Origin of the sequence: Gordonia sp. (in: high G+C Gram-positive bacteria), assembly GCF_047606305.1 — a bacterium.
Classification (GTDB): domain Bacteria; phylum Actinomycetota; class Actinomycetes; order Mycobacteriales; family Mycobacteriaceae; genus Gordonia.
The window spans coordinates 1-20,386 of sequence record NZ_JASGER010000067.1 but is presented as its reverse complement, the minus strand read 5'-3'; the positions used below and the strand labels follow the sequence as shown (position 1 = coordinate 20,386).

Genomic DNA, 20,386 nt, shown 5'->3' with positions numbered 1-20,386 from the left:
GCCTGCGGGGCGCGCTGCGGGACCGGCATCCCGGGGCCGCTGCCACCGGACTGCGGCCCGCCGGCCGTACCGCCACCGGGGGCCGCGGGAGCGGCCATGTTGCCGCCGCCCGTGCCGCCGCCGCCGATGCTGGCGGGCGCGGGGATCTGCGTGGTCGGCTCGGGTTCTTCCGTGGTCGGTGCGGGAGTGGTCGGTCCCGGGTCGGTCGTCGGGGCCGGATCGGACGTGGCGGGGGCCGAATCGGTCGGGTTGGCCGCCGAGTGGGCCGCACCCAGGACCAGTGGGGTGGTCAAGCCGATGAATCCGGCGGCCGCGCAGGCGACGACGAATCGGATCGCCAAACGGCGGCGACCAATCGTGGCGGCGGACGGCATGGTGGCGGCTTCTCCGGTCTGACGTGGGCGGATGCGGATTCCACGAGGATACCCCGCGCCCTTCGGGGTGTCGGAACGAAGTCACGATAGCGAACGTCGGTAGAAGCGGCGGTCAGGCCTATTCCGCACGACTCGCCCAATCGTCGTGAGGTAACACCGTGAAACCCCGCTGAATATGGGGTATTCTAAAGAAGATTTCCAATCCCTCGATTTAGGGTGATTCCCTGTAAATCGGGTCAAGTGTCCAAGACGAACGACCATATTTGGAGCAGCGATGACAAGCGAGAACTTCGAGCCCGCCGATATCGAGACCGGCTTGTTCGCCCGCCGCTTGGAGGAACTGTTCCGAACGGTCCCCGGTCCCAACGGCCGCGCCTACAGCGCCAAGGCCATCGCCCGACGGTCCACCGACGCCGGCTTCCGACTGGGCGAGTCCTACCTGAGCCAGCTGCGCTCGGGCAAGGCCAAGTCCCCGTCGTTCCGCACGGTCGAGGGCATCGCCGCCGCTTTCGGCGTCGACGTGCACTACTTCCTCGAGGATCGGGCCGCCCAGCGCACCCGCGAGGAGCTCGACAAGCTGCGGATGCAGGCCGACGCCGACATCCAGCTCGCCGCCTTCCGCCTCGCCGGCCTGTCCAGCGACAAGGTGTCGGTGGTCAACGAGCTCATCAAGGTGCTGCGCCAGCAGCAGGGCCTCCCGCAGGATCCGCCGGAGATCTCCGGCACTGACGCCTCGACCGGCGCCAAGTAAGATCGTCGGTCTGCGGCGACCGCCGCGGGCCGATCGACCGGGAGTGGCGGATGCGAAGCGAACGTGCGTTGCGCGCGTTGTGCCGCAAAGAGCTGCGGGGCCTGGACCTCGACCTTCCGCTCGACGCCGAACAGCTGTGCCGCCGCTACGGTGAGCGACGCGGACGCCCGATCAACGTCATGCCCTATCCGCTCCCGTCGGGCATGCCGAACGGCGTGTGGCTCGCGGCCGGCGACGGCGACTACTTCTTCTGCCAGTCCAACACCACGCCGCTGCACCGCAACCAGATCATCGTGCACGAGTTCGGTCACCTGATCGCCGGTCACCAGATGCTCGGTCAGCTCGACGCGACGGCGCTGCTCGCGCCCGACCCGGACGACGCCGACGCCGCACTGGCCCGCACCTGCTACTCCGACGAGCGCGAGTGGGAGGCCGAGATGCTCGCCTCGATCATCGTCGGATGGGCCGCGGAGGCCGGCGGGGCGGTCGATCGCACCGTCGACGATGAGGGACTGCGGCGAATCCAGCGCCTTCTGGGCGGTCATGGCGGTTGGATGTAACCGTGACCGGGATTCTCAGCGCCGACGTCGTCAACTTCGTCGCCCTTCTCATCTTCACCGTCGCGGTGATCTGGCGGATGGACCAGATCCGCCGCTACGGCGGTGGCCTGCAGGCCGCCGCGATGACCGCGAGCATCGTCGCCTTCACCCTCGCTTTCGTCGCGGCGAACCCTGCCGTCGCACGCCGCCTCAACGACGGCGTCTTCGACGGCTTCGCGCGCGTGGTGCTGTGGTGCATGCTGGCGGTGGGCGTCGCGGCCCTGATCGTCGTCTTCTACTACGACCCGGCCACATCGGCGCGCGCCCGTCGGGCCGGCATCGAGGCGATCCCGCTGGTCATCGCGGCGGTCGGCCTGCAGGTCGCCATGTCGATGATCCCGCACGAGCTGCGGCTCGACGACCTCAACGGCTCCACGGCCAAGGACTGGGCGTTCGCGACCTTCTTCCTCATCGGCAGCATCTATCTGACCTACGGTTTCGCGTCCTGCGTCCGGAGCATCCGACAGTTCCTCCCCGCCGCGGCCGGCTACCTGCGGACGTCGCTGGTGCTGCTGATCCTCGGGTTGCTGGCGCTGGCCGCCGCGGCCTTCCTGCAGATCGTGTTCATCCTCGGCGTGATGACGCACTGGTTCGTGGCGCCCGCATTGCTCACCGCGACGCACGTGCTGGTGCTGATCGGCATGGTGGGATTCCTGCTCGGCATCTCCTATCCGCTCATCCACTCGCGGGTGCGCTGGGTGCGGGCCCGGTTGACGCTGCGCCAGCAGTACCGCGACCTGGAGCCGCTGTGGGAGGTCGTCACGACCGCGGTGCCCGGCGTCGTGCTGCCCGGCAAGGACGGGGCCGAGCTCGATGCGTCGACGATGGTCATGTTCAACCGGCGCGTCGTCGAGATTCGCGACGCGCTCACCCAGCTGAGCCCGCTGGTGCCCGAGGACTTCGCCGATTCCTCGCCCGAGCGCCAGGGCCGGCTGATCACCGCCGCCGCGCGCAAGTACGCCCGCAAGGGCGAGGCGCCCGGTCAGGTCCGCGACCTGCTGCCGGCGGGGGCCGCCACCCTCATCGGCGACGCCGAGCCGCTGCGCGAGGTGTCGCTGACGCTCACCCGCGGCGCCCGCTGGGTGAAGTCGTAGCCGCCTCTGCCGCCGATCCCCGCGATTTCGTCCCGTAGGCGGCGAGGAACACGTGCACCGCCTCGGCGACGATCTCCTGTTTGCGCTTGGCGTCGGGGGACGCGGCCTCGGCGCGGAACATCGCCTCGTTGATCGGGCCCGCCATCAGCAGCCAGTTGAAGGTCGTCGCAGCGGTGCGGGTATCGGGCACGTCCAGTAGGCCGGCGTCGCACATCGCGGCGAATCGTTGCGCGAGATCGTCGATCGTCCGTCTGGGTCCGCCGTCCCAGAACGCTTGAGCGAGTTCGGGAAACCGACGCGACTCGGCGATGACGAGCCGCCGCAAAGCGATCAGGCGGGGCTGCAACACGGCGTCGAGCAGACGGCTGCCGAGTCGGCTCAGCCGGGCCTCCGGGTCACTCGCGTCGAGGTCGTCGAGCTCTCCCGACGCTGCGTCAAACGCGTCGGCGGTCTGTCGGCCGATCACCTCCAAGAAGAGCTTTTCCTTGTTGTGGAAGTGGGTGTAGGCGGTCTGCTTCGACACTCCCGCCCGCGCGGCGATGTCGTCCATCGACACCGCATCGAACCCATTGAGGACGAATGCGTCGGCGGCTGCCGTGAGAATCGCCTCGCGTTTGCGGAGCGAACTCGGCCTCATTGACATTGTCATACTGATGAGTCTAGTTTCTAAAAACAAGACTTGTGCGTCTAGAAAGTGGGAGGCCATGGGAGTGCTCATCGCAACCGAGAGCGTCACCATCGACGGCGTCATGCAGGGACCCGGACGCCCCGACGAGGACACCCGGGGCGGATTCGTCCACGGTGGATGGGGAGACGGATTCTCCGACGACATCATGATGGCGTTCATGGCCGAGGGGATGGCGGCAGAGGGAGTCATGTTGTTCGGCCGACGGACCTACGAGGACCTGCTCCACCACTGGACCACCGTCGCCGAGCCCAATCCGTTCACCGAGCACCTCGTCGGCGCACAGAAGTACGTGGTGTCGCGGAAGCCGGACACCGTTCTCGCCTATCCGAACTCGACCCTCGTGCCCGGTGAGGCGAGCGAGACGATCGCGACGCTGAAGGGCGAGGTGCGGGGTCGAATCGCCGTGATCGGCAGTGGTGAGCTGGTGCGATCGTTGCACCGCGTCGGCCTGGTCGACGGGTACGTATTGCTGGTCCACCCCATCGTGCTGGGGTCGGGGACAAAGCTGTTCGGCGATGGCGAGCGCTCCGACCTGGAGCTGGAACGATCGGCCACGACGACCACCGGCGTCATGATCGGCCAATACGGAGTGCGCCGCTGACCGGACCACAGCCGCAAAGCCTCAGGTGAAATTAATACGTGCCCAGGCACAATGGAGGCGATGTCCGCCAACTCCGCCGTCCCCGCCCGCGGACCGCTGCGCCCGCATGAGGTCGCGCTGGCGGCCGTGCTGGGCGGGTTGACCGTCGCGACCGTCTTCGTGGCGCAGGTGCTGCCCATCCTCACCTCGGTCGGTCTGCTGGCGCCCGTCCCGCTCGCCCTCGTCGGCCAGCGCACCCGCCCGCGCGCCCTGGTGGCCGTCGTCGTCGCCGCGGCCGGGGTCGCCTTCGCGCTGGCCGGGTTGTCCGCGGCCATCGCCGTCGTCGGTGCCGGAGTCATCGGCGGACTCGTCGGCGAGTTCAAGCGCCGCGGCCGCGGTCGGGCGTCGTTCACCGCGGCGTCGCTGCTGATCGCGCCGATCATGGGCGGGCTCACCGTCGTGGTCCTGCTCGTCCTCGCGCCGCTGCGGCGCCTGGTCCTCGAGACGCTCAAGAACACCGTCGACGGCGCGGCAAAGGCGGTCGACAGTGTCGCCGACGCCGTCGCCAAGGTCATGCCCGACAGTGTCGCTGCGGTCCACCACACCGCGGACGCGACGCGCTCGCTCAGTCACGCGTTCGTCACGTACTGGTGGGCCTTCCTCTGGGCGTCGGGGACGCTGAGCACGCTGCTGTCGCTGTTCATCGCCTGGTGGCTCGTCGGCGGGGTCATCGACCGCGTGCGCGCCATCCCGAGCGTCGACACCCTCGACGACTCCCGGCGCGACCTCACCGGCACGGCTATCGTTGGCCCGCTCCCGGTCAAACTGGACCACGTCGGATTCCGCTATCCGGGGGCGTCGGCAGCGCAGGCGCCGGCCCTCGCCGACGTGTCGCTGCGGGTCGATCCCGGCGAGTTCGTCGCGATCGTCGGGGCGAACGGGTCGGGCAAGTCGACGGTGGCCAAACTCCTGGCCGGGCGCACCCCCACGTCGGGCACGATCAACCGGCCCGGCGACCCCGGGCTCGGTCAGGCCGGCGGCACCGCCATGGTGCTGCAGCGGCCGGAGACCCAGATGCTCGGCGCCCGCGTCGCCGACGACGTCGTGTGGGGGCTGCCCGCCGACGTCGAGGTCGACGTGGACGCCCTGTTGGCCGAGGTCGGGCTCGACGGCCTGCGCGACCGCGACACCGCCGACCTCTCCGGTGGGCAGCAGCAGCGCCTCGCCCTCGCCGCGGCCCTCGCCCGCAACCCGGCGCTCCTGATCGCCGACGAGGTCACCTCGATGGTCGACCCGCAGGGGCGCACCGAACTCCTCGAGGTCCTCACCTCGCTGCCCGCGCGCCGCGGGCTGGCGGTCGTGCTCATCACCCACCGCCCCGACGAGGCCGCCGTGGCCGACCGCGTGATCCATCTGCGCGACGGCCGCGTCGACCCGCTGCCGCCGCGGTGGCTCGGCGATGCCGCCGAGCCCGACTCCGCCCCGCCCGCGCCGGTGACGGTGCCGAAGCGGACCGGGGGCGAGACCCTGATCGAACTGACCGGCGTCGGACACCGCTACCTGTCGGGGTCGCCCTGGGAGGTGACCGCGCTGCGCGACGTGACGCTGCGCGTCGGTCGTGGGGAGGGGCTGCTGATCGTCGGCGGCAACGGCTCGGGCAAGTCGACGTTGGCGTGGATCCTCGCCGGGTTGACCACGCCGACGAGCGGCACCGCGCGATACGAGGGCTCGCCGATCAACAAGCAGGTCGGCGCGGTGAAGCTGACCTTCCAGCACGCGCGGCTGCAGCTGCAGCGCCCGACCCTGGGCGAGGACGTCCAGGCCGCCGGCGGCGTCGAGGTGGGTAGTGCCGAGGTCGCGCGCCTGCTCGAGGAGGTCGGGCTGCCGCGGGAGTTCGCCGCGCGCAGCACCGATGCGCTCTCCGGCGGCCAGATGCGCCGCGGCGTGCTCGCCGGTGCGCTCGCCGGGAACCCCGACGTGATCGTCGCCGACGAACCGCTCGCCGGCTTGGACCCGCAGGCGCGCGCCGACGTCGTCGCGCTGTTCGGCCGACTGCGCGCCGCCGGACTGACCCTGATCGTCATCTCCCACGACCTCGACGAGATCGCGACGGTCTGCGACCGCCAGGTCGAGCTGGTCGACGGTGTGCTGGTCACCCAGGGCGCGCAGACGCCGAACGCGGAGGCGGTGTCGTGAACGGGCTGCCGCTGCGCGTGATCCCCGGCGACTCGGTGATCCACCGACTCTGGGCCGGAACCAAGCTGATCGGGATCGGCCTGATCGGGATCCTGCTCTGGGTGCTGCCGTCGTGGCCGGCCCTGATCGTCGTGGCGGTCGTCGTGGCGGCGGTCGCGCTGCTGGCGGGGATCCCGCTGCGCGCGGTGCCCAAGCCGCCGTGGTGGCTGTGGGCCCTGGCCGGTGCCAGTGTGGCGCTGTCGACACTGGTGGCGGGGTTCGCCGGCGGGCTCACCACCGCGCGGAGCGTCGTGCTGGGGCTGCTCGTCGTGGCGGTGTCGGTGCTCGTCGTGTGGACCACGCCGTCGTCGGAGCTGGCGCCCGCGATCGCGAAACTGATGACGCCGCTGCGGTGGCTGCGGCTGCCGGTCGACGAGTGGGCGGTCGTGATCGCGCTGTGCCTGCGGTCGTTGCCGCTGATGGTCGACGAACTGTTGACCCTGCGCGCGGTCCACCGGCTGCGCCCGCACTCCGCCCAGCACTCGGGGCACCCGTCGGCGCAGTTGACGCTCATCGACATGGTCGTCGCGGCGCTGTCGTCAGCGCTGCGCCGGGCGGCCGAGACGGGGGAGGCGATCACCGCGCGCGGCGGGATCGGACGACTCACCGCCGCGAATGCGGGTCCGCGTCGGATCGACTACGCCGCCTTTGCCGTCATGGCCGTGTTCCTGGCCGCCGCGATCGCAGGCTCCTTTGTGATCAAGGGCGCGATGTAGCCCGAACCTCGCCGAGTGGGCTCCCCAAGTGCGCCGAGTGGGCTCCCCAAGTGCGCCGAGTGGGCGGCCACGTCTCGTCGAGTGGGCGCCCCAAGTGCGCCGAGTGGGCATGAACAACGGCGGCCACCCCACGGGGTGACCGCCGTTGTCGACGAGAAATGGCTCAGGCGTTGACGACCAGGCCCTTGCCCTGCTTGACGGCGCGATCGAAGCGCTCGCCTGCGTCGGCCCAGTTGACGACGTTCCACCACGCTTTGACGTAGTCCGGCTTCACGTTCTGGTAGTCGAGGTAGAAGGCGTGCTCCCACATGTCGAGCATCACGACGGGGATCAGCGCGGCGGAGGTGTTGCCGCTCTGGTCGGTCAGCTGCTCGATGACCAGGCGCTGGCCGATGGTGTCGTAGCCCAGGATCGCCCAGCCCGAACCCTGCAGGGTCGTGGCGGCGGCGGTGAAGTGTGCCTGGAACTTGTCGAAGCTGCCGAAGTCGTTGGCGATCGCGTCGGCGAGGTCGCCGGTCGGCTTGTCGCCACCGTTGGGCGACAGGTTCTTCCAGAAGATCGAGTGGTTGGTGTGACCACCGAGGTGGAAGCCGAGGTTCGCCGAGAGGCCGTACACCTTCTGCGCGATGGTGCCGTCTTCGCGGGCCTCTTCCAGCTTCTCGATCGCGGTGTTGGCGCCGGCGACGTAGGTGGCGTGGTGCTTGCTGTGGTGCAGCTCCATGATGCGCCCCGAGATGTGGGGCTCGAGCGCGCCGTAGTCGTAATCGAGTTCGGGCAGGACGTACTTTTCGGCCACGAGACTTCCCTTCGCGATGTTCGTGTGTGTTCTGACGTTGACCACTCCACCGTATCCCTCCGCGAGAGCCGCGTCACACGGGCGTCGGGAGGACAGGGTCCACTCGGGGCATTTGGGGAGTCCACTCGGCGAGAAGCAGGGTCCACTCGGCGGAAAAGTGAAGAGCGCCGGAACCCTGTCGGGGCCGGCGCTCGGGAGCGTGGTCAGACGGTGCTTAGAGCGCGAGGACCAACAGCAGGAGGGCGAGGGGGACGAGGGTCAGCATCGTCCACAGGCACGAACCGGAGATGTTGTACGTCGCCGTCGTGTCCGGCGTCAGATTCGCCGTCTGGGTCGGTGCTCCCATATCCGTTTCCCCCTGTTCGTCCATTGTTCATCCGGGCGGTGAACTGCGTCACACGCTGGGTGTGACCGCCATCATAAACAGATGACCCAGTCGATCTCAAATGCGGGGTCTGCAGGCCGCCGGCAGGGGTGCGAGGGCCGCGTAGGATCGGGGTCATGTCCTGGGGTTTCTCGAAATCGAAACAGGTGATGGTCGACGCCGCCGACGCGCTGCCCGGCCGGGCGACGCCGATGCCGGTGCCCGCGGCGAACGTGGTGCTGGGGACGCCGATGGTGTCGCCGGACGGGGTCTGCGACTGGGGCCCGGGCAAGCGCGCGATCATCCTCGGTGGCGGGTGCTTCTGGGGTGTCGAGGAGATCTGCTGGCAGTTGCCGGGCGTCTACACGACCGCCGTAGGCTACGCGGGCGGCTTCACGCCCAATCCCACCTACGAGGAGGTGTGCACCGCGCGCACCGGCCACACCGAGGCGGTGCTGGTTGTGATCGACGAGGGCGAAACCGACCTCGCGACGATCCTGCGCACCTTCTTCGAGACCCACGACCCCACGCAGGACATGCGCCAGGGCAACGACGTCGGGACCCAGTACCGGTCGGCCGTCTTCACCTGCGACGAGGACGACGCCCGTCTCGCCCGCGACCTCGCCGAGAAATTCCAGCCGGCATTGACCGCCGCGGGCTATGGCCCGATCGCCACCGAGATCGGCGAACTCGCCGACGTCGGCGACGGCCACTTCTACTACGCCGAGGACTACCACCAGCAGTACCTGGCGAAGAACCCGCACGGGTATCGCTGCCACGCCGCGACCGGCGTCCAGTTCCCACGATGATCTCCCTCGAGCAGTGGAACCGCACGCTGCTGGACCGCCAGCATCTGCTCGAGCGGATCGATGAGGACGTCATCGAGGTGCTCGACCGGTGCGTCGGGCTCCAGGCGCAGGATCCGCGCACACCCTTCACGGCGCTCTGGTCGCGCATCGAGGACTTCGACCCCGCCGACTACGACGAGCTGCTGACCGAGCGGGAGGTCGTCCGTTCGGTTGTCCTGCGCGGCACACTCATGGCCCTCGACGCCCACGACGCGCGCTGGATGCGGGCTCTCGTGCAACCGCGGATCGACGGCTACACGCGCACCAACCACAAACTCCCCGACCACATCGACGTCGCGACGGTCGTCGACTTCGGCCGGGAGCAGATCGCCGGCAGCGAACTCCCCGGCAGCAGGTTGCGCGACGCCCTGGCCGCACGCTGGCCGTCGCTCCCGCCGGCCGACCTCATGGCCGTCGTGCGCGACGGCCTGCACTTGGTGCAGGTCCCGCCCCGCGGCACCTGGACCGGCACCGGTGAGCCGACCTACGCGCTGCTCGACGACTGGATCGGGCCGGGCGACCCCGCCGTCGACGGGGAGGAGGCCCGCAAGGACCTCATCCGCATGTACCTGCGCGGCTTCGGCCCGGCGACCGTCGCCGGCATCCAGACCTGGTCGGGGCTCACCGGCTTGGGCGCGCTGGTCAAGCAGATGGAGGCCGACTGGGAGCTCGCCAAGCTCGAGGGACCGGGCGGGGAGGTGCTCTACGACCTCGACGGGCTGCCCATCGTCGATGCCGACGCCCCGGCGCCCGTCCGCCTCGTCGCACCCTTCGACCACATCCTGGTCGCACAGGCGCCCGCCGACCGGATCCGCGTCGCCGATCCGGACGTGTTCGCCAAGACCGTCACCCCGAACGGGCGCAGTCCGGGGTTCGTCCTCGTCGACGGACGACTCGCCGGCACGTGGAAGAACGACGACGGGCGGGTCGTCGTCGACCATCTCGTCGACCTGCCCGCCGCGCAGCGTCGCGAGGTCGACGAGGAGGCGCAGCGCCTCGAGGCGTTCCTGGGGTAGCGAGGTCGCCTCGAGGGGTCTCGATACAAACCGCTCCTTCGTCGCGATTCACTCGACCACCATCACGGGTTGCGGCGCAGGCATGCCCTCGCTAACGTGAAGGCCATTCAGAAATAGGTAAGCCTAACTTATAGTGATCGAGGCATGAATCGATGACGACCACCGCTCCCACGACCGCCGACGAGGCTCCCACCGACGCCGCCGCGCAGGCCCGCGCCCAGCAGAAGGCCGACGCCGCCGCACTGAAACGGCTCATGCGACCGGTCGCGCCGCAACTGACGATCGGCCGCCTCCTCGCGGTCGTCTCCGGCATCCTCGCCGTCGTCCCCTATATCGCGCTGGTGCACATCGGCGACGTCCTGCTGACCGCCGCCCGGTCCGGCGCCGCCGTCGACCGCACCCAGGTCGACCACTGGATCAAAATCCTGGTCGTCACCTTCACGCTGCGGCTGGCCGTGTACTTCCTCGCGCTGAGCATCACCCACTTCGCCGACATCCGGCTCGGCCACGTGATCCGGCTCTGGATGGTCGAGCGCTTTTCGCGGGTGCCGCTCAACTGGTTCACCTCCACCAACTCCGGCCGCGTGCGCAAGTCGCTGCAGGACGACATCGGCACGATCCACCACCTGATCGCGCACCAGCCCGTCGACGGCACCCAGGCCGTCGTCATGCCGCTGGCCCTGATGGTCTACGCGTTCATCGTCGACTGGCGCCTGGGACTGCTCGCCATCGCGACCGTCCCGCTGTACCTGCTGGCCATGGGACTGTCGATGCGCGGCATGGGCGAGAAGACGGTCGAGATGGACAAGAAGCTGGGCGTGGTCTCGGCGCGCATGGTCGAGTTCGTCACCGGCATCACGGTCGTGAAGGCGTTCGGCCGCGTCGGCCGCGCGCACACCGCCTACCAGGATTCGGCGAACGAGTTCCAGGAGTTCTACTACGCGTGGGTCAAGCCGCTGCTCAAGTCGAGCTCGCTCGGCATGTCCCTGCTGTCGGTGCCGCTGATCCTGCTCGTCAACATCGGCGGCGGCACCTGGCTGGTGCACCGCGGGTACGTGTCGGCCGCCGACGTCCTCGCGACCTCGCTGATCGCGCTGCTGATCCCGTACGGCATCGAGGTCCTGATGAACTCGATGTGGTCGCAGCAGATGGCCGGCGCGTCGGCGCGACGGATCACCGACCTGCTCGACACCCCGGTCCTGGCCGACGACGGCAAGCGGGCCGCGCCGAGCGGTCACGACGTCACCTTCGAGAACGTCAGCTACTCCTACGGCGACGGGGGCGACCTCGCCCTCGACGACGTCTCCTTCGGCCTGCAGACGGGCACCGTCACCGCGCTGATCGGACCGTCGGGCTCGGGCAAGTCGACGATCGCCACGCTGCTCGCCCGGTTCGACGACCCGAAGTCCGGCGAGATCCGCCTCGGCGGGGTGCCGGTCGGTGAGATCGACGACCTCTACCGGCACGTCGGGTTCGTGCTGCAGGATCCGCAGCTGCCCGCCATCAGCATCCGCGACAACATCGCGCTGGGGCGGCCCGACGCGACCGAGGAGCAGATCCGCGACGCCGCCCGTGCGGCCCGCGTGCTCGACGAGATCGACGCGCTGCCGGCCGGTTTCGACACGGTCTACGGCTCGGACACGGGGCTGTCCGGTGGGCAGGCCCAGCGCATCGCCATCGCCCGCGCCATCCTCGTCGACGCCCCCGTGCTCATCCTCGACGAGGCCACCGCCCTCACCGACCCGGAGTCGCAGCACCAGATCCAACAGGCGCTGAGCGACCTGTCGCGCGGGAAGACGGTGCTGCTCATCGCGCACCGACCCGAGGTCATCAAGGGCGTCGACCAGATCGTGCTCGTCGACGGCGGCCGCGTCGTCGCGACCGGCACGCACGACGACCTGCTGGCCGAACCCGCCTACGCCGCCCTCTGGGAATCGGGCACGGCAACCATCCGCCCCGCCGGCTCCAGCGCCGGCGCAACGCTGGGAGGCGACCGATGAATCTCCCCCTGATCGACATCATCCCGCGCATGAAGCGCATGGTCTCCAAGCCACAGGCGTTGCGACCGGCCCTGTTCGCGGCCGCCGCCAGCGGGCTGGCCGAGGGCCTGGCCCTGGCCGCGATGCTGCCCGCCATCAGTTCGCTGGCCTCCGGCGACGCCGTGTGGGGGATGCACGTCGGCGGCTGGCTGATCGTGTTCGCGGTCCTGGCGGTCGCGAGCTTCGGCCTGATCTATCTGCAGGAGCGGCTCACCTACGACGTGGCGCTGGACTTCCTCTACTCGATCCACCGGCTGGTCGGCGACCAGGTCTCCAAGCAGCCACTCGGCTGGTTCAACCGCCCGCTCGCCGGACGCCTGTCGCGGATGGTGTCCACCGAGCTGATGCAGGCCGGGGAGATCTTCGCGCACATGATCGGGCCGCTGGTCTCGCGGATGACCTCGGCGATCGTGATCGTGATCGCCGCCTGGTTCTGGAATCCGCTCCTGGGCCTGGTGCTGACGATCGCGGCGCCGGTGTTCATGCTCATCACCCTGGCGTCGACCTCCTTCATGCGGCGGGGCGGTCGGGTCCACGAACCGCAGGAGGTGAACCTGGCCAACCGCATCGTCGAATACGCCCAGTGCCAGGGCGCCCTGCGTTCCTGCGGTCAGAGCGAGCACTTCGCCCCACTCGACGACGCCCTCGAGGACACGCGTTCCGCGCGCGTCAAGGCGATGTGGATCGAGACCGCCGGCATGGTGCTCTCGGGCATGGTGACCCAGGGCGTGGTCGTCGTGCTGATCACCGTCGCGGGGTCGCTGGCGGTGTCCGGGTCGCTCCAGCCGATCCCGGCGCTGGCCTTCATCGGCCTGGCGCTGCGCTTCACCTCGACGCTGTCGACCATCACCGAGTCGGCCATGAGCCTGGAGTCGCGCCGCCCGCTCCTCGATGCGCTCGACGAGGTGCTCACCGCCGGGCCGCTGCCCGAGCCGGCCACCCCGGCGACGCTGACGGCCCCGGGGACGGTCGAGCTGGACGGGGTCACCTTCGCCTACGACGACTCCGACCCCGTCCTGAGCGACGTCTCCCTCTCGGTGCCCGCCGGCTCGATGGTCGCCCTCGTCGGACCGTCGGGCAGCGGCAAGACGACGGTCGCCCGGTTGGTCAGCCGCTTCTACGACGCCGACTCCGGCACGGTGAAGGTCGGGGGCGTGCCGGTCACCGAGCAGACCACCGAGCAACTCATGGGCCAGCTGTCGATGGTCTTCCAGGACGTCTACCTGTTCGACGACACCCTGGAGGCGAACATCGCCGTCGGGCGCGAGGACGCGAGCCGGCAGGAGATCCGCGCCGCCGCCGACCTGGCCGGTGTCACCGAGGTCGCCAACCGGCTGCCCGACGGCTGGGAGTCACAGGTCGGGGAGGGCGGTCGGGCCCTGTCCGGCGGCGAGCGCCAGCGCGTCGCGATCGCCCGGGCGCTGCTCAAACAGTCGCCGATCGTGCTCCTCGACGAGGCCACCTCCGCGCTCGACGTGGAGAACGAGGCGAACATCGTCGCCGCCGTGGAGAAGCTGCGCGAGCAGGCGACGGTGCTGATCATCGCGCACCGCCTGGACACCATCGCGGCGGCCGACCAGATCGTCGCGCTGACCGACGACGGGCGGGTCGAGGCGCAGGGCACCCACGAGCAACTGCTGGAACAGGGCGGGACTTACGCGCGGTTCTGGGACCGGTTGCACAGCGCACAGGGATGGCGGCTGGCCGACGCGTGAGGGCGGCACACCACTAATCTGAACCGGTGCATGAATCGTCGACGGTGGGTGCGAGCACCGGGGTGACCGGCGGCCGGAAGGTCGGGCGCAAGCCCGCCTTCACCGCGGCCGACGTGGTGGCCGCCGCGATCGCCGAGGGCGTCGACCGGTTCACCCTCGCGGCCGTCGCGCAGCGCCTCGGCGTGGTCACCCCCGCGATCTACCGCCTGTTCCCCTCGCGCGACGACCTCGTCGTCGCGTGTCTGGACGCCGCGGCCGCCACGCTGCGCATCCCCTCCGTCGATGACGACTGGCGGGCCGCGCTGCGGCTGTGGGCCGACGAGTGCTGGCGCGTGTGCGAGGAGTACCCCGGGCTGAGCCGGCTGGTGTACTCCTACCCGACGGCCTTCACCCGGATCGACCACGTGCTGTCGGCCTATGCGGAGATCCTCGGACGGTCGGGCCGCACACCCGGGCAGATCATGTTCGCGCTCGACTTCATCGGCGACACCGTCTTCGCCTCGCACCTGGGCGTGGAATCGATGCGCGCCGCCGACGAGTCGGGTGCGTCCGGGCTCGACCGCGTGCGGGGTGCGCTCGACGAGGACGCCGCGCTCCAACCCGAGGACTCGTGGGCCGACCGCGGATTCGTCGATCGGAAAGTCGATTTCATCATCGCCGGGCTCGAGCGGGACTGGCCTTCGCTCTGACCTGCGACGACGTCGAAAACCCGGTTGTCCACACGTTGTCCACAAGCCTGGCGCGGATTGTGGGATCGGACAAACAACAGGTCCTTGATGTTCGCGATAGTGCTGGAAAACGCCTGGAATTCGCAGGAATGTGTGGTCGCGTTCACAATTCGGGCCGTTTGGACGCTATTCCGGTTAGTCGTTGTTCACTGTGGCGAATCGCCGGTGGTGCGCGAAATCAGTCGACTTCGCGCAGTTATGCGCCGTGACCTGTGGATATCTCTGCGGGGTCGGATTCGGCGTGAGGAGTTGCCGGTGGCCGGTTGAAGGGGCGACGTTGACACCCTCCTCCCCGCGCGGTGTGCCACGATGGAACCATGCCCGCATTCGAACAGGTGCCGGTGGCGGAATTGCCCGACGATTTCACCGGCGAGACCGACCGCATCCTGCTCGATATCCGCGAACCCGACGAGTGGGAATCGGCCCACGTCCGCGGCGCACTGCACATCCCGCTGGGTCAGGTGCCCGAGCGGATCGACGAGATCGACCCCGACGCCGAGCTGTTGGTCATCTGCCGGACCAGCGGTCGCTCGTTCCGCCTGCTCGAATACTTGGAGCACGTCGGCCGCGAGGGCGTCTGCGTCGAGGGCGGGATGGTCGCCTGGGAAGCCAGCGGCAAGCCCGTCGAGACGGGGGAATGAGGCCGCGATGACCCAGCCCCCGCCGCTCCAACCGCCGGGCATTCCGCCGGCGGCCCCGCAGAACCTGGTCGACCTGTGCCGCGTCTGCCGCATCCAAGCCCCGCACCGGGCCGGTCGCACCCGCTGCCCGCGGTGCAACGGAATCCTGGTCGTCGTGCCCGTGAACCGGGTCGCCGACGCGCTCGCCCAGCCGCGTCCGCCCGCCCCGCAGGTGCCGCAGCAGCGGGTGGCCGGCCAGCGCGGCGCCGCGGCCGGAAAGGTGAAGTGGATCGCGCAGCGACCACCCGAGGCGCGTCCGGCCCCCCGTCGCCCGCGGATCACCGCGACCCGCACGACCCCGCGTTACGACCAGATCCCGACCTGGGGCCTGCAGGACCTGCCGGGCGGCTGGCAGGAGATCCCGGTCCAGGCGCAGGCGCGGGCCGAGTCGACGACCTTCGTCGAGGCCGCGCGCCGGATGGCGATGATCCTGGCCGCCAGCGCGCTGGTCCACCTGCTGCGCTACCTGCTGGTCGTCATCGGCCGGGACCGGCTCATCCCCGCGTGGCTCGACCTGATCACCTACGCGCTCGTCGTGTTCGCCGGCTGGGCTGCCGTCGCCGCCATGGCCTACGGCCTGTACTGCTTCGGCCGGTGGATCATCGCGATGCGCGCGCTGGCCTACCGCCACGCGCATCGGCTCGAGCCGCGCCCGCGCTGGGTGCTGTGGCTGTGCGCGGTGACGCCGTTGGCGAACATCCTCAGCGCGCCCTTCCTCATCCGGGAGGCCGCGCTGGTCGACTCCCCGGTGCTGAACCTGCGGAACAAGCTCGAGATGCGCAAGATCTGGATCGCGTGGGCCCTGGTCAACGCGACGGCCCTGATGGCGATCCTCCTGCGCTGGGCGGGCAACCGCAGCGGCAGTCTGCAGATCCAGGCCGATTCGCTGGTGTGGGTCATCGGGTCGGCGGCGGTGTCCGCCGCCTTCGCGTGGTGGATGATCCCGCGCCTGGTGCGCGTCTTCGAACCGCCGCGCGCGATTGACCACGCCGCGGTCCGGCGCCGGTGGGTCAACACGTGACCGAGCAGCGGGTGTCACGGTCGGGCAAGCCCGCCGTCGTCGCGCATCGCGGGGCTTCGAGCGAGGCACCCGAGCACACCCTGGCCGCCTATGAGCTGGCCCTGCAGCAGGGTGCCGACGGACTCGAGTGCGACGTCCGCCTGACCGCCGACCATCACCTGGTGTGCATCCACGACCGCACCATCGACCGGACCTCCGACGGCTCGGGCGTGGTCAGCGAGATGACGCTGGACCAGCTGCGCGAACACGACTTCGGCAGTTGGAAGGGGGGCAAGCCGGCGTCGGTGCTCACCCTCGACGAGCTGCTGACCCTGACCCTCGACTGGCGTCGCCCGGTGCGGCTGTTCATCGAGACCAAGCACCCGGTGCGCTTCGGCAGCCTCGTCGAGGTGAAGTTGCTGGAGACCCTGCAGCGCTTCTCGGTGGCGTCGCCGCCGTCGGCCGACCACAGTCGCGCGGTCGTGATCTCCTTCTCGTCGTCGGGGGTGTGGCGCATCCGCCGGCACGCCCCGCTGCTTCCGACGATCCTCCTCGGCGACACCGCCCGCGTCCTGGGCGGCAGCGCCGCCACGGCCGTCGGTGCGACGGGGATCGGGCCGTCGGTCGAGACGCTGCGGCTGCACCCCGACCTCGTCGACCGCGCCGCCGCCGCCGGTCGGGTGACCTACTGCTGGACCGTCGACGAGGAGCCCGACGTCCGGATGTGCGCCGAGCAGGGCGTGCGCTGGATCGCCACGAACCGCCCCAAGCAGGTCCGGGAGTGGCTCGTCACGGTGTGACGCCCCTTTCCGCCGAGCGTGCCCAGATATTCGTCGAGCGTGCCCAGAATTTCGCCGAGCGTGCCCAGAATTTCGCCGACCGCGCCCAGAATTTCGCCGACCGTGCCCAGAATTTCGCCGACCGTGCCCAGTTTCTCGTCGAGTGCGCCCGCGGGCACCGATATGACAGAGTTATCCCATGGCCAAGAAGAGCAAGCGCGGCAGCGGCCCGCGCCCCGGTAGCAATCGAGCCGAGCGCGTCGCCGCGCGCAAGGAGCGCCAGGCCGCCGCGGTGGCCGGGCCCAAGCGCCCCTTCGAAGGACTTGCCGGCGAATGCGACCTCGTCGCGATGCGCGCCTTCGTCGCGTCGGCGACCGCGCGCCTGACGCTGCTCGAGCCGGGCCCGCCCGAGCCGGAGCTGACGTCGGTCGTCCCCGACGACGACCTCGGACCGTCGCTGCAGAAGGACGGGGTGCGCAACCACGTCAACGTCGCGACCGTGCTGCCCGGCGTCGTCGGCGCCATGGTGCGCGACGGCAAGGGCGCCCGCGAGGGTTTTGCCGCCCTGCAGGTCGACCAGGAGCCGACCGACCTCGCCGCGTCGTTCGCCGCCGAGATCGACTGGGCCGCCCACGCCAAGACCGATGAGCAGTACCCCGGCACCGCGACCGACAAGACGCTCGCCGACCTGCTCGACGTGAAGGCCCCCCTCGACATCACCGTCTACGAGGACTTCTCCTGGTGGTATGCGCCGGGCGCCAAGCTCGATCCCGCCGTCCAGGAAATGCTGCAGCGGGCGTCGGCGACGATCCAGCCGACCACGCGCATGAGCCCCAAGAGCGGCATCGGTGCGCCGTGGTGGGTCAACGCCGGCGACAAGGCCCACCTGCGCTGGGTGCGCCCGGAGCACGAGGACGACCTGATGACCGCGCTCGCGCGGTTGCACTCGGCCGGCCAGCTCACGCTGGGCGAGGGGTCGCGGTTCGCCGGCTCGTTCCGCACCCACGGGCTGCTGGTCCCGGTCTTCGACCTCGACGTGGAGCAGCACGCCGACCACTGGTACGACGGCCTCGACGCGTTCGACGCCCACCTGGTGGAGGCGATGGCCGACAAGTCCGAGCTCACCACCGAGCAGCGCCGGTCGCGCGCCGGCATCCGCACGCGTCAGGTGACGCTCCGCATCTAGCGCCCCGCCGCTCTGGGCACGGTCGACGAATATCTGGGCACGGTCGACGGAAAACTGGGCACGGTCGGCGGAAGACTGGGCACGGTCGGCGGAAATCTGGGCACGGTCGGCAAAGAGGGCTCGCCGAGTGTGCCCAGAATCTCGTCGAGTGTGCCCGTACGATGACCGGTATGACCGAACGGACGAAGTTTCAGCAGCTCTTGGCCGACCAGATCACCAATGAGTTCGCCGCGAGCCAGCAGTACAACGCGATCGCGGTGTACTACGACAACGAGGACATGCCGCAGCTCGCGCGCCACTTCTACGAGCAGGCGGTCGAAGAGCGCAACCACGCGATGATGATCGTGCAGTACTTCCTCGACCGCGGTCAGGCCGTCGAGATCCCCGGCGTCGACGCCCCGCGCAACCACTTCGACGACTACTCCGAGCCGATCAAGCTCGCCCTGAGTCAGGAGCAGGCCGTCACCGAGCAGATCGTCGACCTCGCCCGTGCCGCGCGCGACAACGGCGACTACCTCGGCGAGCAGTTCATGCAGTGGTTCCTCAAGGAGCAGGTCGAGGAGGTCGCCACGATGACGACGCTGCTCACCATCGCCGAGCGGTCCAAGGGCAACATCTTCGACCTGGAGACCTTCGTCGAGCGGGAGATCAACGGCAAGGCCGCCGAGGACACCAGCGCACCCGAGGCCGCCGGCGGGAACCTCTGACCCGGCCTACTTGATCGCGCCGCCGTCGTTGTCGTCGATGGAGCTGCGGTCGACGCCCTTGCCCTTGGCGATGCGCGCGAAGAAGGCCTCGGTGTCGTCGTCGACGGCCAGCGCGTCGCCGTCGTAACTCCACACCGACCCGCCCGTCGGCACGGTGACCATGAGCGGCGATCCGCGCAACGACCACGCCAGGCGCGCCAGGTCCCAGGTGTGGTCGCCCTTGTCGACGGTGAGCGCCGAGATGGTCCCGTCGATGAACGGGATCAGCCGGAACGGGTTGAGCACGACGCCCGGACTGGCCGCCTTGTCCACCAGCGCGACGAACACCTTGCGCTGATTGACCACGCGGACCAGGTCGGCGTTCGGGAAGTCGCGGCTGCGCACCAGCCCCAGCGCCTGTTTGCCGTTGACCTTCTGACAGCCCGCCTTGAGCCGCAGACCGGCCTTGCGGTCGCGCATCGACTCCTTCAGGCACACCTTGACGCCGCCGATCGAGTCGACGATGTCGGCGAAGCCGCCGAAGCCGATCTCCGCGTAGTGGTCGATGTGGATGCCGGCCACCGACTCGATGGTCTGCACGAGCAGCTTGGGCCCACCCATGCTGTAGGCCGCGTTGATCTTGTGCTGCCCGTTGCCGCCGGGGATCTCGACGAAGAGGTCGCGCGGGATGGAGATGATCGCCGTCGGCCCCTTCACGGGCTTGGCGATCAGCATGATCGTGTCGGTGCGGATGCCGCCCTCGTCGGGTCCGGTGGACAGCCGTTTGCGCTCGGCGGCGGTCATGCCCTCGCGTGAATCCGTCCCGACGACGAGCCAATTGGTGCCCGGCGTCTGCGAGATCCGGCCGGAGAAGGACAGCGCGTTCACCCGCTTCAGCTTGCCGTCGTAGTAGACCATCCCGCCGATCGCCGAGCCGACCACGACCAGCAGCAGCACCATCAGCAGGCTCGTCAGCCGGCGGAAGGTCAGTCGACGCTTCTTGGTCCGGGCGCGCTTGGGCTTCGTCTGCTTCGGCGCCGCCGGCGGCTTGGCCGGGCCGCGCCGTTTGGCGGGGGTGACGTTCGGCGACGGGCCGCGCCGCGACGGCCCCTGGGCGGGCGGAGCGACCGGACGGGCGCTTGCGCGCCGCGGGTCGACGGGGATCGGCTCGGGCGTCTGGGTCGGCGCGTACTTGCCGGTGATGAGCGGCTTCTTCGCCGGGGCGGGCGTCGGCGACGCTGGTGGGGGCGACGCGGGCGGTGGCGTCGACCGTCCGGCCGGCCGGACCGACGGCGTCGGGGAAGCGGGCTTGCCGGGGGGTGCGGCCGGAGGAGCAGCGGACCACGCCTGCGGCGGTTGATATCGCGACGGTTCCGGCGCGCGCTGCGTCGGCTCGGAGTGCTGCTCGGGCGGCGGGCCCTGGGGTGCGGGGCCCTGGGGTGCGGGGCGCGGAGGCGGCGGGATGGGCCCGGCCGGACGGCCCTGCGGCCCACCGGGGGGCGGAACCGGTTG

Annotated in this window: 20 protein-coding genes and 1 pseudogene; 16 read left to right on the top strand and 5 right to left on the bottom strand. The window is 70.0% G+C overall.

The annotated features are described in order from the left end of the window. Window positions 1-374, bottom strand: a pseudogene (locus tag QM634_RS10725) (hypothetical protein); the annotation flags it as partial. A gap of 274 nt (window positions 375-648) precedes the next feature. Here QM634_RS10725 and QM634_RS10720 point away from each other — a divergent pair. The 3 genes from QM634_RS10720 to QM634_RS10710 are packed head-to-tail and all read left to right on the top strand — an operon-like array spanning window position 649 to window position 2,818. After that, window positions 649-1,125, top strand: a complete 477-nt coding sequence (locus QM634_RS10720; RefSeq protein WP_415042773.1) for a helix-turn-helix domain-containing protein — start codon at window positions 649-651, stop codon at window positions 1,123-1,125. Between the two features lie 50 nt (window positions 1,126-1,175). Next, window positions 1,176-1,685: a hypothetical protein gene (locus tag QM634_RS10715; protein WP_415042772.1), complete on the top strand. Its 510-nt coding sequence runs from the start codon at window positions 1,176-1,178 to the stop codon at window positions 1,683-1,685. 2 nt (window positions 1,686-1,687) lie between these two features. Next, the gene (locus QM634_RS10710) at window positions 1,688-2,818 is read left to right on the top strand and encodes an MAB_1171c family putative transporter (protein WP_415042771.1); all 1,131 of its coding nucleotides are present in this window, start codon (window positions 1,688-1,690) and stop codon (window positions 2,816-2,818) included. On the opposite strand, the gene QM634_RS10705 is transcribed toward QM634_RS10710, so the two are convergent. Beyond that, on the bottom strand, window positions 2,787-3,524 hold the full coding sequence (locus tag QM634_RS10705) for a TetR/AcrR family transcriptional regulator (RefSeq protein WP_415042770.1): 738 nt from the start codon (window positions 3,522-3,524) through the stop codon (window positions 2,787-2,789). The genes QM634_RS10710 and QM634_RS10705 overlap by 32 nt on opposite strands. Here QM634_RS10705 and QM634_RS10700 point away from each other — a divergent pair. The 3 genes from QM634_RS10700 to QM634_RS10690 are packed head-to-tail and all read left to right on the top strand — an operon-like array spanning window position 3,523 to window position 7,037. Then, the gene (locus QM634_RS10700) at window positions 3,523-4,107 is read left to right on the top strand and encodes a dihydrofolate reductase family protein (protein WP_415042769.1); all 585 of its coding nucleotides are present in this window, start codon (window positions 3,523-3,525) and stop codon (window positions 4,105-4,107) included. The two genes, QM634_RS10705 and QM634_RS10700, sit on opposite strands and share 2 nt — an antisense overlap. A gap of 60 nt (window positions 4,108-4,167) precedes the next feature. After that, window positions 4,168-6,282, top strand: a complete 2,115-nt coding sequence (locus tag QM634_RS10695; protein WP_415042768.1) for an ABC transporter ATP-binding protein — start codon at window positions 4,168-4,170, stop codon at window positions 6,280-6,282. Then, window positions 6,279-7,037, top strand: a complete 759-nt coding sequence (locus QM634_RS10690; RefSeq protein ID WP_415042767.1) for a CbiQ family ECF transporter T component — start codon at window positions 6,279-6,281, stop codon at window positions 7,035-7,037. The genes QM634_RS10695 and QM634_RS10690 overlap by 4 nt, the downstream gene beginning before the upstream one ends. A 163-nt stretch (window positions 7,038-7,200) precedes the next feature. On the opposite strand, the gene QM634_RS10685 is transcribed toward QM634_RS10690, so the two are convergent. Beyond that, window positions 7,201-7,833: a superoxide dismutase gene (locus tag QM634_RS10685; RefSeq protein WP_415042766.1), complete on the bottom strand. Its 633-nt coding sequence runs from the start codon at window positions 7,831-7,833 to the stop codon at window positions 7,201-7,203. Between the two features lie 214 nt (window positions 7,834-8,047). Further along, complete coding sequence (locus QM634_RS10680) at window positions 8,048-8,179, bottom strand: hypothetical protein (protein ID WP_415042765.1); 132 nt, start codon at window positions 8,177-8,179, stop codon at window positions 8,048-8,050. 155 nt (window positions 8,180-8,334) lie between these two features. Here QM634_RS10680 and msrA point away from each other — a divergent pair, with 155 nt between their 5' ends. From msrA to QM634_RS10630, 10 genes are all read left to right on the top strand, one after another. Then, a complete protein-coding gene (gene msrA / locus QM634_RS10675) occupies window positions 8,335-9,006 on the top strand; it encodes a peptide-methionine (S)-S-oxide reductase MsrA (protein ID WP_415042764.1) in 672 nt (223 codons plus the stop codon). After that, window positions 9,003-10,061: a winged helix DNA-binding domain-containing protein gene (locus QM634_RS10670; RefSeq protein ID WP_415042763.1), complete on the top strand. Its 1,059-nt coding sequence runs from the start codon at window positions 9,003-9,005 to the stop codon at window positions 10,059-10,061. Before msrA ends, QM634_RS10670 begins: the two co-directional genes overlap by 4 nt. A 152-nt stretch (window positions 10,062-10,213) precedes the next feature. After that, on the top strand, window positions 10,214-12,061 hold the full coding sequence (locus QM634_RS10665; RefSeq protein ID WP_415042762.1) for an ABC transporter ATP-binding protein: 1,848 nt from the start codon (window positions 10,214-10,216) through the stop codon (window positions 12,059-12,061). Next, window positions 12,058-13,815, top strand: a complete 1,758-nt coding sequence (locus QM634_RS10660; protein WP_415042761.1) for an ABC transporter ATP-binding protein — start codon at window positions 12,058-12,060, stop codon at window positions 13,813-13,815. Before QM634_RS10665 ends, QM634_RS10660 begins: the two co-directional genes overlap by 4 nt. 26 nt (window positions 13,816-13,841) lie before the next feature. Then, complete coding sequence (locus QM634_RS10655; protein WP_415042760.1) at window positions 13,842-14,504, top strand: TetR/AcrR family transcriptional regulator; 663 nt, start codon at window positions 13,842-13,844, stop codon at window positions 14,502-14,504. A 356-nt stretch (window positions 14,505-14,860) separates the two neighbouring features. Beyond that, complete coding sequence (locus tag QM634_RS10650) at window positions 14,861-15,184, top strand: rhodanese-like domain-containing protein (RefSeq protein ID WP_415042759.1); 324 nt, start codon at window positions 14,861-14,863, stop codon at window positions 15,182-15,184. Between the two features lie 7 nt (window positions 15,185-15,191). Further along, window positions 15,192-16,244, top strand: a complete 1,053-nt coding sequence (locus tag QM634_RS10645) for a DUF4328 domain-containing protein (RefSeq protein WP_415042758.1) — start codon at window positions 15,192-15,194, stop codon at window positions 16,242-16,244. Beyond that, window positions 16,241-17,023, top strand: a complete 783-nt coding sequence (locus QM634_RS10640; RefSeq protein ID WP_415042757.1) for a glycerophosphodiester phosphodiesterase — start codon at window positions 16,241-16,243, stop codon at window positions 17,021-17,023. Before QM634_RS10645 ends, QM634_RS10640 begins: the two co-directional genes overlap by 4 nt. A gap of 178 nt (window positions 17,024-17,201) precedes the next feature. Then, on the top strand, window positions 17,202-18,188 hold the full coding sequence (locus QM634_RS10635) for a DUF5926 family protein (RefSeq protein WP_415042756.1): 987 nt from the start codon (window positions 17,202-17,204) through the stop codon (window positions 18,186-18,188). A gap of 170 nt (window positions 18,189-18,358) precedes the next feature. After that, window positions 18,359-18,895, top strand: a complete 537-nt coding sequence (locus QM634_RS10630; RefSeq protein WP_415042755.1) for a ferritin — start codon at window positions 18,359-18,361, stop codon at window positions 18,893-18,895. Between the two features lie 6 nt (window positions 18,896-18,901). Here QM634_RS10630 and QM634_RS10625 read toward each other — a convergent pair. After that, the coding region (locus QM634_RS10625) for an LCP family protein (RefSeq protein WP_415042754.1) at window positions 18,902-20,386 on the bottom strand (1,485 nt) is incomplete at its 5' end.

Coding starts and splice junctions, on each gene's coding strand:
- QM634_RS10700 (WP_415042769.1), top strand. CDS start 3,523: ATGGGAGTGCTCATCGCAACCGAGAGCGTCACCATCGACGGCGTCATG.
- QM634_RS10715 (WP_415042772.1), top strand. CDS start 1,176: ATGCGAAGCGAACGTGCGTTGCGCGCGTTGTGCCGCAAAGAGCTGCGG.
- QM634_RS10635 (WP_415042756.1), top strand. CDS start 17,202: ATGGCCAAGAAGAGCAAGCGCGGCAGCGGCCCGCGCCCCGGTAGCAAT.
- QM634_RS10665 (WP_415042762.1), top strand. CDS start 10,214: ATGACGACCACCGCTCCCACGACCGCCGACGAGGCTCCCACCGACGCC.
- QM634_RS10680 (WP_415042765.1), bottom strand. CDS start 8,179: ATGGGAGCACCGACCCAGACGGCGAATCTGACGCCGGACACGACGGCG.
- QM634_RS10705 (WP_415042770.1), bottom strand. CDS start 3,524: ATGGCCTCCCACTTTCTAGACGCACAAGTCTTGTTTTTAGAAACTAGA.
- msrA (WP_415042764.1), top strand. CDS start 8,335: ATGTCCTGGGGTTTCTCGAAATCGAAACAGGTGATGGTCGACGCCGCC.
- QM634_RS10650 (WP_415042759.1), top strand. CDS start 14,861: ATGCCCGCATTCGAACAGGTGCCGGTGGCGGAATTGCCCGACGATTTC.
- QM634_RS10660 (WP_415042761.1), top strand. CDS start 12,058: ATGAATCTCCCCCTGATCGACATCATCCCGCGCATGAAGCGCATGGTC.
- QM634_RS10720 (WP_415042773.1), top strand. CDS start 649: ATGACAAGCGAGAACTTCGAGCCCGCCGATATCGAGACCGGCTTGTTC.
- QM634_RS10645 (WP_415042758.1), top strand. CDS start 15,192: ATGACCCAGCCCCCGCCGCTCCAACCGCCGGGCATTCCGCCGGCGGCC.
- QM634_RS10630 (WP_415042755.1), top strand. CDS start 18,359: ATGACCGAACGGACGAAGTTTCAGCAGCTCTTGGCCGACCAGATCACC.
- QM634_RS10695 (WP_415042768.1), top strand. CDS start 4,168: ATGTCCGCCAACTCCGCCGTCCCCGCCCGCGGACCGCTGCGCCCGCAT.
- QM634_RS10670 (WP_415042763.1), top strand. CDS start 9,003: ATGATCTCCCTCGAGCAGTGGAACCGCACGCTGCTGGACCGCCAGCAT.